This is a genomic window from Paenibacillus sp. OK060 (assembly GCF_900101205.1).
Lineage (GTDB): Bacteria > Bacillota > Bacilli > Paenibacillales > Paenibacillaceae > Paenibacillus > Paenibacillus marchantiae.
The window spans coordinates 671,450-685,494 of the sequence record NZ_FNFR01000002.1 but is presented as its reverse complement, the minus strand read 5'-3'; the positions used below and the strand labels follow the sequence as shown (position 1 = coordinate 685,494).

The following is a 14,045-nucleotide window of genomic DNA, read 5'->3' as shown; positions in this document are numbered from 1 at the left end:
TTTTTGTCAATCCTATTCTGATAAAGAGATGTCAGTAAGTATCCTCACTCAAAGTGTATATAATGAAGAAAAAATTCAGTAAGAGAAAATATAGACAGAACACGTGCCCACCATTTGGAAGGATGGATACATCATGTTGGACTAAAACGGGGACTGGAATAAGAATGTAAAGAGGAAGCTGGCATTCGTAGCATAAGTTTTGGCATATTAGTGTTAAGGCTTTTAATGTAGTCAATAAGAACCAGAATGGTTAATTAAATTATGATCATATCGTTGAAGCGAGAGTATGTTTTAATTGTTTGCTCTATTTTTACAGTATCTATATGTTGATAGTTTCATATAATTGCGTTATAATTCATTTATGTTTTTAGAAATTAAATTTTGGACAATTAATTGGAGATGTTAATATGGAACAAGAGAAGCAACTGGTTGCCGAACAGCGGACATTTTTTTATACAGGTCAGACTAAGTCTATTGAGTACCGTATTCGTGCTCTTCAGCAATTAAGACAGGGAATTGAGAAATATCAACAACGTATTCTTGACGCACTTCGTGCGGATCTAAATAAATCTGAAGCAGAGGCTTATGGCTCTGAGATTCGGATCGTGTTGGGTGAACTAGATTTTGCATTGGAACATTTGGAGGAATGGGCTACACCAAAACCTGTGCCTACAAATTCTGCTATACCTGATGGAACAAGCTTAATTTATCCTGAACCTTATGGAGTTGCTCTTATTATTGCACCTTGGAACTATCCGTTCCAACTGGCTTTCGGCCCTCTAATTGGAGCCATTGCTGCGGGTAACTGTGCCATTATTAAGCCGTCTGAATTAACCCCAGCCGTGTCACGTCTGACTTATGATTTGATTCATGAGATATTTCCTAGTGAGTACCTGGCAGTTATGGAAGGGGAAGTCGAGACGAGTACGGCATTGTTGAAAGAAAAGTTTGATTATATTTTCTTTACAGGCAGTACAGGTGTTGGCCGCATTGTTATGAAGGCAGCTGCTGAGCATTTGACTCCAGTTACGTTAGAACTAGGTGGTAAGAGTCCGGTCATTGTCCACCAGGATGCAGATTTGAAGCTGGCAGCTCAGCGCATTGTGCGCGGTAAATTCCTGAATGCTGGGCAAACCTGTGTCGCTCCAGACTATTTGCTTGTGCACGAGGAAGTACATGACAAATTATTGGAATTGATCGGTGCAGAAATTCAGGATAAATTTGGAGACGATGTGATGAGAAATGCTGATTTCCCGCACATTGTCAACGCACGTAACTTTGATCGTTTATCGGTGTTACTCCAAGATGGCAAAGCAATGATCGGTGGACGTTCTGAACGTGATCAGCTGCTCATTGAACCAACAGTACTGGGGGAAGTGGATTGGAAATCCCCAGTGATGCAAGAAGAGATCTTTGGTCCAGTTCTTCCTGTATTTAAGTATACCGACCTCAATCCCATGCTAGATGAGATTGTTCGCCGTCCAAAACCACTGGCATTATATCTCTTCACTCAGGATGAGGATCTGCAGAATCAGGTTCTGAATCAAGTATCTTTTGGTGGTGGTTGCATTAATGATACATTGTCTCATATGACATCACATTATCTTCCGTTTGGCGGCGTAGGAGAAAGTGGAATGGGTTCCTACCATGGTCAACAGAGTTTTGATGTGTTTTCTCATCATAAAAGCATTCTTAAACGCAGCGAATAATCTACTAACGTAGAACAATATAAGTTGTATAAGAAAAAAGAGGTTGTCCCGTTGAACGGGACAACCTCTTTATGTATCTTATTGTGAGAGCTCTGTACAACTTCAATACATATTAATGAATATCACGGAAAAGGCCAATGACTTTGCCCAGGATGCTAACGTGTTTCAAACGCAACGGTTCAAAAGTCGAGTTTTCCGGTTGAAGACGAATATGATCTTTCTCTTTGTAGAACGTTTTAACCGTTGCTTCATCGTCTTCAGTCATGGCTACTACGATATCGCCGTTATCTGCAGTTTGCTGCTGACGTACGATAACATAGTCTCCGTTAACAATGCCTGCTTCAACCATACTGTCTCCCACGACCGAAAGCATAAATACTTTCTGTTCGCCTACATAATGCGTAGGAAGAGGGAAGTAATCTTCGATATTTTCTGTTGCTGTGATTGGAACCCCTGCAGTAACTTTACCCACGACAGGAATGCGAGCAACGCTGTGAGCAAACTGATGTGAATGCTCTGACTCTTCCTGGCTGAGAAGTTCAATGGCTCTTGGTTTGGTTGGGTCACGTCTAATCAGACCTTTCTTCTCCAAACGATCCAGATGTCCATGTACTGTAGAGCTGGAAGCCAACCCAACGGCTTCACCAATTTCGCGTACGGAAGGAGGATACCCCTTCAACCGGACTTCATTGCGTATAAACTCCAGAATAGCCTGTTGCCTGCTGGATATCTTCGACATACCGTATCAACCCCATTTTAGTAACGTTTGGGAAAATTATAACATAGAACCTCCGTTCGTACAAACATAAGTTCTAAATAAAATGCCATAAAATCAATGTTTTTTTGCAAATTAAGATGAAAATTTTCTTTTGGTCTAATCAAATACTGCAAATGACAATTCCAATACAATAGAAGAAAGATAATAGAATGTAGTATCGACAAAAAAAAGCGAACAATTGTTCTAAAAAGTTATTGTACAAAACATGTGTTCGTGTTATATTAATTTCAACAGATAGGAACAAACGTTTGGAGGTCGATATTTAATGAGATATTCTACTTATCAAAGTATTTACGAACCGGTGCATTCAGAAGTGGTTGAAACTAACATAAGGAATTTTAAAAAGGTTTTTGCAAAAGGTAATGTCCCAACTTGGGTCTTGAAATTAATAATCGTAAGCTTAATTATACTGGTTGGATGTAGTACAGTATTGACTGTGTTCGCTGGCAATGAGAACGATCTGTTGCCTGGGGGGAAGATGGCAGTTTCACAAGGAGATACGCTATGGAGTATATCATTGGATCACAAACCTGAAACAATGGATACACGTGTATATATAGAAGCAATCAAGAAAGTGAATCAACTTCATTCAACTTCAATACAGGTGGGGCAAGTCTTAATACTGCCTCAATTCACAGATTAAAGCTGCATATCCACACGCGCTAATGCGTGTCAGCTTGACAAGCTGCCCTTAACATGTCAAAGTTAATATGACTTTGTATTTTTGGAGGGGACAAGCTTGGATATAGATAGTCTGGTAGCACGTATTAATGAATTGGCCCGTAAGCAAAAATCCACTGGATTGACAGAGGAAGAGCTCGCTGAACGTGCCAAACTTAGAGAAATCTATTTGAATAACATTCGAAGCAATTTCAGACAACAACTGGATACGATTGAAATTGTAGATGATGAGAACGATCAAGGCCACCAAGGCAAACTCAAACATTAAGGAAACCTAATGATATCATTATGATATTTAGGTTTTTTCCTGTTATCTAGAGGTTGCAAATTATAGGGGGAAATGTTGGTTTGCAGTTATGTAAGCCGATACAAAGAACATCTAAGGGGGATTCTCATGTCGCGTTCGTTCGAGAGAACGGTTCGAAAAAATTCTAAGCAGTTGAATCAGCAACGTAAAAAAAGCGGTAAACCGGTTTTTGGCACACCAGGTGAGGACGTATTTAAAGGACGCAGTCTTCTGTTTCCTATTTTTCTGATCGGACTAGCATTCCTGTACCTCTTTATGAGTACATTTCTTGTCAAAGCTCCGATGACCACTTGGGACTGGGTGACCTTGTTGCTGTATGTATTTTTAGCAGTCATCTTCATGCTCCGTCGTCCTTATGTCAAAATAGGAAGTAATCGGATTTTGACGACAAAAGGGAACCGTGAGCGTTCAATTGGAGTCGACGATATCGTGAAATTCAGAATTGAGCCAGGTACGGTTGTGATTGAGCATAATGCACGAGGTAAGAGATGGGTATTTACCAAACTACTGAATCGTTATGATACCGATGCAATTACTGAACGTCTTCTAAAATTCGCCAAAGCACATCAGATCACCGTGGAAACATACGAGAAAAAGTAATTTTGCATAAAGGGGAAGATGACCGAAATGGCGTTAAAAGCGATTTTTTTCGACCTAGATGATACTTTACTGTGGGATGAGCGCAGTGTTCGAGAGGCCTTTCATGAGACTTGCTTGATCGCAGCGCAAGAGACGGGCGTTAAACCCGAAGACCTTGAAGAAGCTGTTCGTAATGAGGCACGTAATCTGTATGAGTCTTATGAAACTTTTTCGTTTACCAAAATGATTGGGATTAACCCATTTGAAGGTCTTTGGGCTAACTTCACGGGTGGGGATCAGCCGGAGTTTCGCCAGTTGGAGCAGCTTGCACCCGCATATCGTAAAGAGTCATGGCGTCGTGGCTTGTTAAAGCTGGGGGTTGATCGTGAAGATCTGGCGGAACAACTCGCCTTACAATTTGGGGCGGAGCGGAGATCAAGACCCCATGTCTATGAAGAAACGATGGAAACGTTGAGTCATCTACAAGGGAAGTTCAAGCTTTTGCTTTTAACCAACGGCTGTCCTGCTTTACAACAAGAGAAGCTTGACGGCGTTCCTGAATTGGCTCCTTTTTTTGACGAAATTATTATCTCGGGTTCGTTCGGTAAAGGCAAACCTGATCCTTCGATCTTCGAGCACGCATTGAGTAAGCTGGGAGTGCAACCTGAGGAGAGTATGATGGTTGGAGATAAGCTTACGACTGATATTCGTGGAGCATTGTCTGCAGGTATTCAATCTGTTTGGATTAACCGTGAGAATAAAGAGAATACCGAATCGTATGTGCCTGACCATCAAATCAAGCATTTATCCGAATTGGAACGAATCATTGCTGAATTCTCAATGAGTGCATCATAAATCGTATTTTTAGTGTACTACTCAAACATTGTTAGGTTTTATGAGATGTATTTTATCCATAAAACCTAACAATGTTTTTTTTGTGTTGGGACAGCTTGAACTATACCGTAATAACAAAAGATGAAATTTTTTATTAAAAGTTATTGAAATTATAGAACTGCTGATTTAGAATATAACTAACATACTAGTATGACTAGTATGCGAATGAATGCAGCGAATATCTGTTGACTTACTTGAATGAAGTGGAAGCGGGAGTTATTCGCTATAATTTTCACATTGTTTGTAAGCGCTTTACATAATCGAAGTAACCATTTAGTTCTGGAAATACAACATGAAGTGGTTAGTAAGAAAATGAGGGTAAGCATCTTAACCAATATGTGTCTCTAGTGATCTCCATAATTGATATCGCTTACATTATTTGTTTTGTTTTATTCTACTGGTGGGGGTGAAGTTCATCTGATTACTTGTCTTCTACAAAAAGAAGAGATGATAAGAATTGATCGAAAACGCTTTTATTTTATCAAGCTTAGGATCGGAGTGAAATAACATATGGAGTCGGAAACCGCTAAAACCACGCTAACGATGACATCTTTACGTAAAGAAAGCAGGTTAAGAACTGTTACAGCTCTGCTTCGCAAAGATTGGCAGCTGTACTCACTGTTAATTCTTCCTATTATCTATCTTATTATTTTCAAATATGGGCCCATGCTCGGTAATGTAATCGCATTTAGACGATTTGTACCGGGAGGAAGTATTTTTGGAGAGACGTGGGTTGGATTCAGGTATTTTCAGATGTTCATTCAAGACCCAACCTTTTGGAAAGTATTTGGGAACACACTTATGCTTGGTGGACTTGCGTTACTTTTCACCTTCCCAGTTCCGATTATTTTTGCATTGCTGCTGAATGAGGTGAAAAGCAAACGTTTCAAAAAGTTTGTGCAGACCGCATCTTATCTTCCGCACTTCTTGTCCATCGTCATCGTTGCCGGAATGATTCTGCAATTAACGGCAGTTAATGGCTCCATTAACGGAATGGTTTCATTCTTTACTGGTGACAGCATTCCTTTCATGCAGCGTGCGGAATGGTTCAGAACAATCTATATCACCTCTGAGGTTTGGCAAGGTATGGGGTGGGGAGCCATTCTATATTTAGCTGCATTGACAACAATTGATGATTCTTTGTATGAGGCTGCACGGATCGATGGTGCGAACCGTTGGAAGCAAACCCTCCATATAACCATACCGGGCATTTTGCCAACGATCGTTACATTGCTGATTTTGAATATGGGTAATTTCCTCGCGGTTGGATTTGAGAAAATCTTGCTCCTTTACAATCCGCTGATCTACGAGACATCTGACGTGATTTCTACTTATTTGTACCGGGTAGGTTTGCAGTCCAGCAATTTCAGCTATGCTACCGCCATTGGTTTGTTCGAATCCATTATTGGACTGATCCTGGTATTCTCGGTTAATGCCATTTCACGCAGACTGACACAACGAAGCTTGTGGTAAAGGAGGAGCAATATGCTGGAATCAAAATCATACAAAGTATTTAAAGTTTTCAATGCCATCTTTTTGCTGCTAGTGGTATTCATCACGCTCTATCCGTTTCTGAATGTCGTGGCCCAATCTTTCAGTAGCGAGGCTTATATCAATTCAGGCAAGGTAAGCATTATCCCAAGAGGATTTAATGTAGAAACCTACAAGACCATCTCTCGCGACAGCATGTTCTGGACCAACTATAAAAACACAATTATATATACCGTTGTTGGAACTTTGATTTCCATGTTCATGACGACCATCTTCGCTTATGCCCTATCCAAGAAAAGATTGATGGGACGAAAATTTTTGACGATGTTCGCCGTGTTCACGATGTTTTTCAGTGGCGGCTTGATTCCTAACTATGTCCTGATTAACTCTCTGGGCTTCAATAACACGATGTGGGCACTGGTTGTGCCTGGTGCAATCAGCATTTATAACATGTTAATTATGAAATCATTTTTCGAAAACATGCCTGAGGAGCTTGAGGAAGCGGCAGCTATTGACGGTTTGAATACGTATGGCATTTTGTTACGGATCATTCTACCGCTGAGTAAAGCTGTCATGGCAACGATGGTTCTGTTTTACGCTGTGGGACACTGGAACTCCTGGTTTCCTGCCTTCCTGTATCTCGACAAAAAGGAACTGTTTCCCGTTACGATCTACTTGCGCAACATGATTGCAGGTGCAACGGGAGGTGCTTCGGCTGGTGCTTCAGCGGATAATTTGACTCAAATTTCTGCAAATATCAAATCGGTCACGATGGTACTCACCATTTTGCCTATTTTAACGATTTATCCATTTGTTCAAAGATACTTTGTAACCGGTATCATGTTGGGATCTGTTAAACAGTAATCCTAACCCGATATAGTTCAACATCTTGATTGTAAGGCCAATCTAAACCACATGCAGGGGGAGAATTGAATGAAACATAGACCACGTAAGCTTGTAGGCAAGATGGTATTGGCAACAATGATGAGTGTCGTTCTGGCAGCATGTAGCAGCGGTGCTGGTGGAGAGAAAGTTGAACCAGAATCCAAGGGGGCCATGGAATCTTATGGTGTAGGAGAGACCTTCAAAGCCGCTGAACCATTTAATCTATCTATTCTGTACAGCGATCAGCCAGCATACCCGTACAAAAAGGATTGGCTCCTGTTCCAAAAAATCACGGAAAAAACCGGAGTCACGCTGGAGCCTACCATCGTTCCGATGAGTGACTATCCCCAGAAAAGATCCCTTCTGATCAGCTCTGGAGATGCCCCTCTGGTTATTCCGAAAACCTATCCGGGTGAAGAATCTGCTTTTGTATCCTCTGGTGCGATTTTGCCAGTGAGTGACTATGTTGATTTGATGCCCAATTTCAAAGATAAGGTTGAGAAATGGGGACTTCAGGATGAACTTGAGGGTCTTCGACAAGAAGATGGGAAATATTATGTACTCCCAGGTTTACATGAAGAGGTTTGGCCGGACTACACCCTTATAGTGAGAACTGATATTTTTGAGAAAAATAACATTGCCATTCCAAAGACATGGGACGAATTGTATGATGCCGCCAAAAAGCTAAAAGAAATCTATCCGGACTCCATTCCTTTCTCTGATCGATTCAAGTTCAATAGTACGCTGGGTATTGCAGCTATTGGTTTTGGGACAAAAGCTGGATGGGGATTCGGTAATGGTCTGACGTATCAGGCAGACAAGGATGAATTTGTATACACGGCTACAACACCGGAATATAAAGATATGTTAACTTACTTCAACAAGCTTGTATCGGAAGGACTTCTGGATAAGGAAAGCTTCACCCAAGACGATGATCAGGCTACACAAAAATTCGTTTCTGGAAAATCCTTCATTATTAATGGTAACTCGCAAACGGTAGTGCTTCATCGAAATGACATGAACAAAACGTTGGGAGAAGGAAATTTCTCCATCGCCAAAATTACAGTTCCTGGTGGTCCAAAAGGTCAATTGATGTCCGGCTCCAGACTTGAAAACGGTGTCATGATTTCCGGTAAAATTAAAGACAACGAGAATTTCAAAGCAACCATGCAATTTATTGACTGGTTATACTATAGTGATGAAGGTCAAGAATTTGCCAAATGGGGTGTAGAAGGCGAAACCTTCACCAAACAGGATGGCGTTCGTAAGTTGGCCGAAGATGTGAACTATAACGGATTGAATCCAAAAGGCACAAAGGACTTGCGCATCGACTATGGATTCTCCGGTGGTGTGTTTGCCTATGGAGGAACCACAGATTTGTTGCACTCCATGTTTAGTGAGGAAGAACTGAAATTCCAGCAAGACATGAAAGATATCAAAGAAGTGGTTCCTGCGGAGCCGCCAATTCCTTACTCGGATATCGATCGTGAACAGGTGACACTGCTTAGCACACCGCTTAAGGATTTCTCGGATCAAAATACGCTTAAATTCATTTTGGGAGAACGCAAACTTTCTGAGTTTGATGCATTTGTAAAAGAGCTGGAGAGCCAAGGCTTGCCTCAGTATATGCAGCTTTCCAATGACACATATAAGAAGTACAAAGAAAAAAAGCAACAATAGATGTAAACTGAAATTTGCCCATTGCCGTTTCATTTAGGGAATTTAAGTGGAACGGCAATTTGTGCTAAGATGGATGAATATGGCTGAGAGGAAGAGGTTAAGGAATGTCACTTAATCAAAAGATTAGAGGTTCGACCCGGGCTTATTCATACAATCTGATAAAGGAACGAATTCTGCACCTTGAACTTGAGCCTGGTACCAAGATTTCCGAGAAGGAAATTGCGGATGAGTTGCAAGTAAGCAGAACGCCAGTACGTGAAGCTTTCATGAAGCTTGCCGAGGAAGAGTTACTGGATATCATTCCACAGAGTGGAACTATTGTCTCCCATATTAATCTGGAGCATGTTGAAGAAGGCCGGTTTATGAGAGAGAAGATGGAGAAGGAAATTGTCACTCTGGCTTGTGCTTCTTTTCCGGAAGAATTCAGATTCAGACTTGAAACCAATATTGCCATGCAGGAAGTATGTATAGGGAAAAATAATTTCTATCGGCTTTTTGAACTGGATGAAGAGTTTCATCAGATATTGTTTCAAGGCACAGGAAAAATGAGAAGTTGGAAAATGCTACAGCAGCTCAATATTCCCTTTAATCGCCTTCGTTTATTACGCTTGTCTGAAGATTCCGATGCAGAGGTTATTATTTCACAACATAAAGAAATATACCGACTTATCACGGAACGTGAAACCGAGCGAGCTGTTGAGGTTATGGAAGCTCATCTCAGACTAGTTGTTGTTGAACAAGAGAAGATGAAGGCAAAATATCCACATTATTTTATATAGAACATCTAATGTTGTATACTATCTGAATATGCAGAAACCCCTGTTCGAATTGAACAGGGGTTTGTTGAGCAAATAATAGAATTTGCTTATTAGGCTTGTTTGATAAACGTTGGATCTGGGTAAGGATCTGCGATCCAGCCATCTTTTTCAATAAACAGACGCACGGCAATGATTTGTTTGTTCTCCATCAAAGTGAAGAAGTGTGGGGTGTTCTCAGGTACCGAGATAACGTCTCCAGGAGACAATTCTACATTAAAGTAACCTACATCATCTGTAGCTTTGATGACAAAGATTCCTTTGCCGGCTACAATTGCGCGGATTTCATCTTCAGCATGAGTATGAATCTCTTCAAATTTAGCAAGCTTCTCTTCAATATCTGGTGTTTGTTCAGACAGCGTGATTACATCCCAGATTTGGTACCCGCGACGTGCAGCCAAGTCTCTGATTTCATAGTCAAATGTGTTTAGTACTTCTTCTTTTTGTTCATCGGTGAGTCCAAAGTTGTTTTGCAGATCAGTTTTTAATTTGGACGCGTCCCATTTTTCAAATAGTACTTCATATTTGTTTAAGAAATTTCGAACATTTTCGTCTCCAGTGATACGTTCGTTCGTATTTCGGATTACAATTTCAGCCATGTTCTTTCCCTCTTTTCCACTTGGTTTAATCGCTATTATATCGGATTTCGCTATTTTTGTCGATTCACAAATTCATTCTACCTTCATAAAAACCGCCAGGGGACTGATCAAACCCGATCTTTCACATTAAGTTAGTTTCTGTTAAACTAAGATTTAACGTTTTGCGGAGGTGACGATATTGGATAAGCTTAGCCTACATGATGCATTAAAACAACGAATATTGATCCTCGACGGTGCAATGGGGACCATGATTCAACAAGTAGATCTCACAGGCGCAGATTTTGGCGGAGAAGACCTGGATGGTTGTAATGAAATGCTTGTACTTACACGTCCAGAGCTAATCCAGCGTATTCATGAGGAATATCTGGAAGCCGGTGCTGACTTAATTGAAACAAATACGTTTGGTGCAACTTCTGTTGTACTTGCTGAATATGACATTCAGGACCGTGCACGTGAAATTAATCTCGAAGCAGCCAGAATTGCAAAAGCGGCCGTGGATCGATTTTCGACACCGGAGTCTCCACGTTATGTGGTAGGTGCCATGGGACCTACAACCAAAACACTGTCAGTAACAGGTGGCGTAACTTTTCAAGAGCTCATCGACAGTTATTTTGAGCAAGCGCTTGCTTTAATTGAGGGAGGCGTTGATGCGCTGCTGCTCGAAACCTCACAAGATACGCTTAATGTAAAAGCAGGTAGCATTGGAATTCAACAGGCATTCGAACAAAGTGGTATCAAGCTTCCTTTGATGATCTCAGGAACGATCGAACCGATGGGTACAACCCTCGCTGGTCAGAACATTGAGTCTTTTTATATATCCCTAGAACACCTTAACCCAATTTCAGTGGGACTAAACTGTGCTACAGGTCCGGAATTCATGCGTGACCATATTCGCTCGCTTTCCGGAATGGCTTCAGTTGCAGTAAGTTGTTATCCAAATGCAGGGCTTCCGGATGAAAATGGTAATTACCATGAATCGCCTGAATCGCTTGCTCAGAAGATCGGTGCTTTTGCCGAACAGGGCTGGTTGAACATCGCGGGTGGCTGTTGTGGAACAACACCTGCACATATTCGGGCAATGCGGGATACACTTGCCAAGTACCCTCCAAGAGAAATGAACGGAACACATCCACCAGCATTGTCGGGAATTGATCCAGTCTACGTTGAACAGGACAATCGCCCTTACATGGTTGGGGAACGTACGAACGTACTTGGATCACGGAAATTCAAGCGTCTTATTGTTGAAGGGAAATATGAAGAAGCTTCGGAAATTGCTCGGGCTCAGGTGAAAAATGGGGCACATGTTGTCGACGTTTGTGTTCAAGACCCGGACCGTGAAGAAGCCGAAGACATGGAGAAGTTCCTTGAACTTGTTGTCAAAAAAGTAAAGGTGCCACTGATGATTGATACGACAGATGCAGCCGTCATCGACCTTGCACTGCAATACTCTCAAGGTAAAGCGATAATTAACTCCATTAACCTTGAGGACGGCGAGGAAAAGTTCGAGCTGGTCACTCCGTTGTTGCATAAATACGGCGGTGCTGTCGTTGTCGGAACGATTGATGAACGCGGTCAAGCCATTAGTCGTGAGGACAAGCTGGAGGTAGCCAAGCGGTCTTACGATTTGCTGGTGAACAAATATGGATTAAAAGCAGAAGACCTGATTTTTGATACCCTGGTGTTTCCAGTAGGGACGGGCGATGAACAGTATATCGGTTCGGCCAAAGAAACAATCGAAGGTATTCGTGTCATTAAAGAAGCGATGCCTGAATGTCATACGATACTGGGAATCAGTAACATTTCATTTGGATTGCCTGAAGCAGGGCGTGAAGTGCTAAACTCTGTATTTTTATATGAGTGTACCAAAGCAGGTCTCGATTATGCCATCGTTAACACAGAGAAGCTAGAGCGTTATGCATCCATTCCGGCAGAAGAGCGCAGACTCTCGGAAGAGCTGTTATATAATACGAATGACGAAACACTAGCTGCCTTCGTAGCGGCGTTCCGTAACAAAAAGGTTGAGAAAAAAGAAAAGATTTCGAACCTGTCGTTGGAAGAACGTCTCGCATCGTATGTTGTTGAAGGAAGCAAAGAAGGTTTGCTGCCCGATCTGGAGCAGGCACTCGCCAAATATAAAGCCCTTGAAGTAATCAATGGCCCGTTGATGCGGGGCATGGAAGAAGTAGGGCGACTGTTTAACAATAATGAGCTGATCGTAGCAGAAGTGCTTCAGAGCGCGGAAGTTATGAAGGCTTCGGTAGCTTATTTGGAACAGTTCATGGAGAAGAATGAGACGTCAGTTAAAGGAAAGATTATTCTAGCGACGGTAAAGGGCGACGTACACGACATCGGCAAAAACCTGGTGGAGATCATCCTTTCCAATAACGGTTACCGGATCATTAATTTGGGTATAAAAGTACCACCAGAGCGAATTATTGAGGCATACAGAGAAGAGAAAGTCGATGCGATCGGTCTATCCGGTCTGTTGGTAAAATCGGCGCAACAGATGATTCTTACAGCTCAGGACTTACGCACAGCAGGAATTGATGTACCTATTATGGTTGGTGGAGCGGCATTGACACGCAAATTCACCAAGAATCGTATACGCCCGGAATATAACGGCATGGTTGTATATGCAAAAGATGCGATGGACGGACTGGATTTGGCCAACAAGCTGATGAACCCAAGCACTCGAGAAGTGATGCAGTTGGAGATGGACGCTGAAAAAGAGGCTGACGCAGCTGGCGCAGAAACTGTTAAATCCCTTCCCGAGCTAACTCGGGTAGAGCGTTCGGATATCGCAATAGACAACCCGGTTCTCGTTCCACCGGATCTGGAGCGACATGTTATGCGGAACTATCCGCTATCACACATATTACCGTATGTGAACATGCAGATGTTGCTAGGTCACCATCTTGGTTTGCGTGGCTCAGTAGAGCAGCTGCTTGCTTCGGGTGATCGGAAAGCCACTGATCTGAAAGCGGTAGTGGATGATATTATGCAGGAAGCTGTTCGTGACGGGATTATTCAGGCGCATGCGATGTATCGTTTCTTCCCGGCTCAGTCCAGCGGTAACAGCGTCATCATCTATGACCCGGAGAATACAAGTAATATCTTGCATACATTTACGTTCCCTCGTCAAAAAGTTGAACCATACCTGTGTCTGTCCGATTTCTTGAAGCCAGTGGAATCTGGACAAATGGATTACGTTGGTTTCATGGTCGTAACGGCTGGGCACGGTGTACGGGAGTTATCGACAGCTTGGAAGGAGCAAGGTGATTATCTTCGCTCACATGCTCTGCAATCCGTAGCGCTTGAAGTAGCAGAGGGATTAGCTGAGCGGGTTCATCATATGATGAGAGATATCTGGGGATTTCCGGATTCAGCACAGATGACCATGAAGCAACGTCATGGGGCACGCTATCAGGGAATCAGGGTATCGTTTGGATATCCGGCCTGTCCCGATTTGGAAGACCAAGGGCCACTGTTTAAGTTGTTACAGCCTGAGGATATTGGTGTGGAACTGACTGAAGGTTTCATGATGGAACCTGAAGCATCCGTATCGGCGATGGTATTCAGCCATCCGCAAGCGAAGTATTTTAACGTGGAGAAGGCTTAAAAGTAAAA

At 42.2% G+C, this 14,045-nt stretch carries 12 protein-coding genes; 10 read left to right on the top strand and 2 right to left on the bottom strand.

Features of this window, described 5'->3' with window-relative positions; translation table 11 throughout:
• The first annotated feature begins 407 nt into the window (after positions 1-407).
• Entirely contained in the window at positions 408-1,709 is a 1,302-nt protein-coding gene (locus BLS14_RS09310) for an aldehyde dehydrogenase (protein WP_090951233.1), read from the top strand.
• A gap of 112 nt (positions 1,710-1,821) precedes the next feature.
• On the opposite strand, the gene lexA is transcribed toward BLS14_RS09310, so the two are convergent.
• Positions 1,822-2,448 carry a transcriptional repressor LexA gene (gene lexA / locus BLS14_RS09305; RefSeq protein WP_024630400.1) on the bottom strand — a complete coding sequence of 209 codons (627 nt, stop codon included), beginning with the start codon at positions 2,446-2,448 and terminating at the stop codon, positions 1,822-1,824.
• A 304-nt stretch (positions 2,449-2,752) separates the two neighbouring features.
• Here lexA and BLS14_RS09300 point away from each other — a divergent pair, with 304 nt between their 5' ends.
• The 8 genes from BLS14_RS09300 (at position 2,753) to BLS14_RS09265 (ending at position 9,783) form a co-directional block, all read left to right on the top strand.
• Entirely contained in the window at positions 2,753-3,130 is a 378-nt protein-coding gene (locus tag BLS14_RS09300; RefSeq protein WP_063562863.1) for a LysM peptidoglycan-binding domain-containing protein, read from the top strand.
• A 96-nt stretch (positions 3,131-3,226) separates the two neighbouring features.
• Entirely contained in the window at positions 3,227-3,436 is a 210-nt protein-coding gene (locus BLS14_RS09295; protein ID WP_024630398.1) for a DUF896 domain-containing protein, read from the top strand.
• A gap of 126 nt (positions 3,437-3,562) precedes the next feature.
• The gene (locus BLS14_RS09290) at positions 3,563-4,075 is read left to right on the top strand and encodes a hypothetical protein (RefSeq protein WP_090951230.1); all 513 of its coding nucleotides are present in this window, start codon (positions 3,563-3,565) and stop codon (positions 4,073-4,075) included.
• Between the two features lie 27 nt (positions 4,076-4,102).
• Positions 4,103-4,909 carry an HAD family hydrolase gene (locus BLS14_RS09285; RefSeq protein WP_090951227.1) on the top strand — a complete coding sequence of 269 codons (807 nt, stop codon included), beginning with the start codon at positions 4,103-4,105 and terminating at the stop codon, positions 4,907-4,909.
• A 582-nt stretch (positions 4,910-5,491) separates the two neighbouring features.
• Positions 5,492-6,421 (top strand): ABC transporter permease, encoded by a 930-nt coding sequence (locus BLS14_RS09280; RefSeq protein WP_371121626.1) that lies wholly within the window; start codon positions 5,492-5,494, stop codon positions 6,419-6,421.
• A 12-nt stretch (positions 6,422-6,433) separates the two neighbouring features.
• A complete protein-coding gene (locus BLS14_RS09275; RefSeq protein WP_024630394.1) occupies positions 6,434-7,303 on the top strand; it encodes a carbohydrate ABC transporter permease in 870 nt (289 codons plus the stop codon).
• 69 nt (positions 7,304-7,372) lie between these two features.
• Positions 7,373-9,004, top strand: a complete 1,632-nt coding sequence (locus tag BLS14_RS09270) for an ABC transporter substrate-binding protein (RefSeq protein ID WP_090951225.1) — start codon at positions 7,373-7,375, stop codon at positions 9,002-9,004.
• Between the two features lie 104 nt (positions 9,005-9,108).
• Positions 9,109-9,783: a GntR family transcriptional regulator gene (locus tag BLS14_RS09265; protein ID WP_063562858.1), complete on the top strand. Its 675-nt coding sequence runs from the start codon at positions 9,109-9,111 to the stop codon at positions 9,781-9,783.
• 89 nt (positions 9,784-9,872) lie between these two features.
• Here the strand turns inward: BLS14_RS09265 and BLS14_RS09260 are convergent, their stop codons facing one another.
• A complete protein-coding gene (locus BLS14_RS09260) occupies positions 9,873-10,418 on the bottom strand; it encodes a cupin domain-containing protein (RefSeq protein ID WP_063562857.1) in 546 nt (181 codons plus the stop codon).
• Between the two features lie 178 nt (positions 10,419-10,596).
• Between BLS14_RS09260 and metH the strand changes: the two genes are divergently transcribed.
• Complete coding sequence (gene metH, locus BLS14_RS09255) at positions 10,597-14,037, top strand: methionine synthase (protein ID WP_072733297.1); 3,441 nt, start codon at positions 10,597-10,599, stop codon at positions 14,035-14,037.
• Positions 14,038-14,045 lie beyond the last annotated feature (8 nt).

What these genes read in the sequence shown, in the direction of transcription:
- BLS14_RS09310 (WP_090951233.1), top strand. Translation starts at nt 408, where the DNA reads ATGGAACAAGAGAAGCAACTGGTTGCCGAACAGCGGACATTTTTTTAT.
- lexA (WP_024630400.1), bottom strand. Translation starts at nt 2,448, where the DNA reads ATGTCGAAGATATCCAGCAGGCAACAGGCTATTCTGGAGTTTATACGC.
- BLS14_RS09300 (WP_063562863.1), top strand. Translation starts at nt 2,753, where the DNA reads ATGAGATATTCTACTTATCAAAGTATTTACGAACCGGTGCATTCAGAA.
- BLS14_RS09290 (WP_090951230.1), top strand. Translation starts at nt 3,563, where the DNA reads ATGTCGCGTTCGTTCGAGAGAACGGTTCGAAAAAATTCTAAGCAGTTG.
- BLS14_RS09285 (WP_090951227.1), top strand. Translation starts at nt 4,103, where the DNA reads ATGGCGTTAAAAGCGATTTTTTTCGACCTAGATGATACTTTACTGTGG.
- BLS14_RS09280 (WP_371121626.1), top strand. Translation starts at nt 5,492, where the DNA reads ATGACATCTTTACGTAAAGAAAGCAGGTTAAGAACTGTTACAGCTCTG.
- BLS14_RS09275 (WP_024630394.1), top strand. Translation starts at nt 6,434, where the DNA reads ATGCTGGAATCAAAATCATACAAAGTATTTAAAGTTTTCAATGCCATC.
- BLS14_RS09270 (WP_090951225.1), top strand. Translation starts at nt 7,373, where the DNA reads ATGAAACATAGACCACGTAAGCTTGTAGGCAAGATGGTATTGGCAACA.
- BLS14_RS09265 (WP_063562858.1), top strand. Translation starts at nt 9,109, where the DNA reads ATGTCACTTAATCAAAAGATTAGAGGTTCGACCCGGGCTTATTCATAC.
- BLS14_RS09260 (WP_063562857.1), bottom strand. Translation starts at nt 10,418, where the DNA reads ATGGCTGAAATTGTAATCCGAAATACGAACGAACGTATCACTGGAGAC.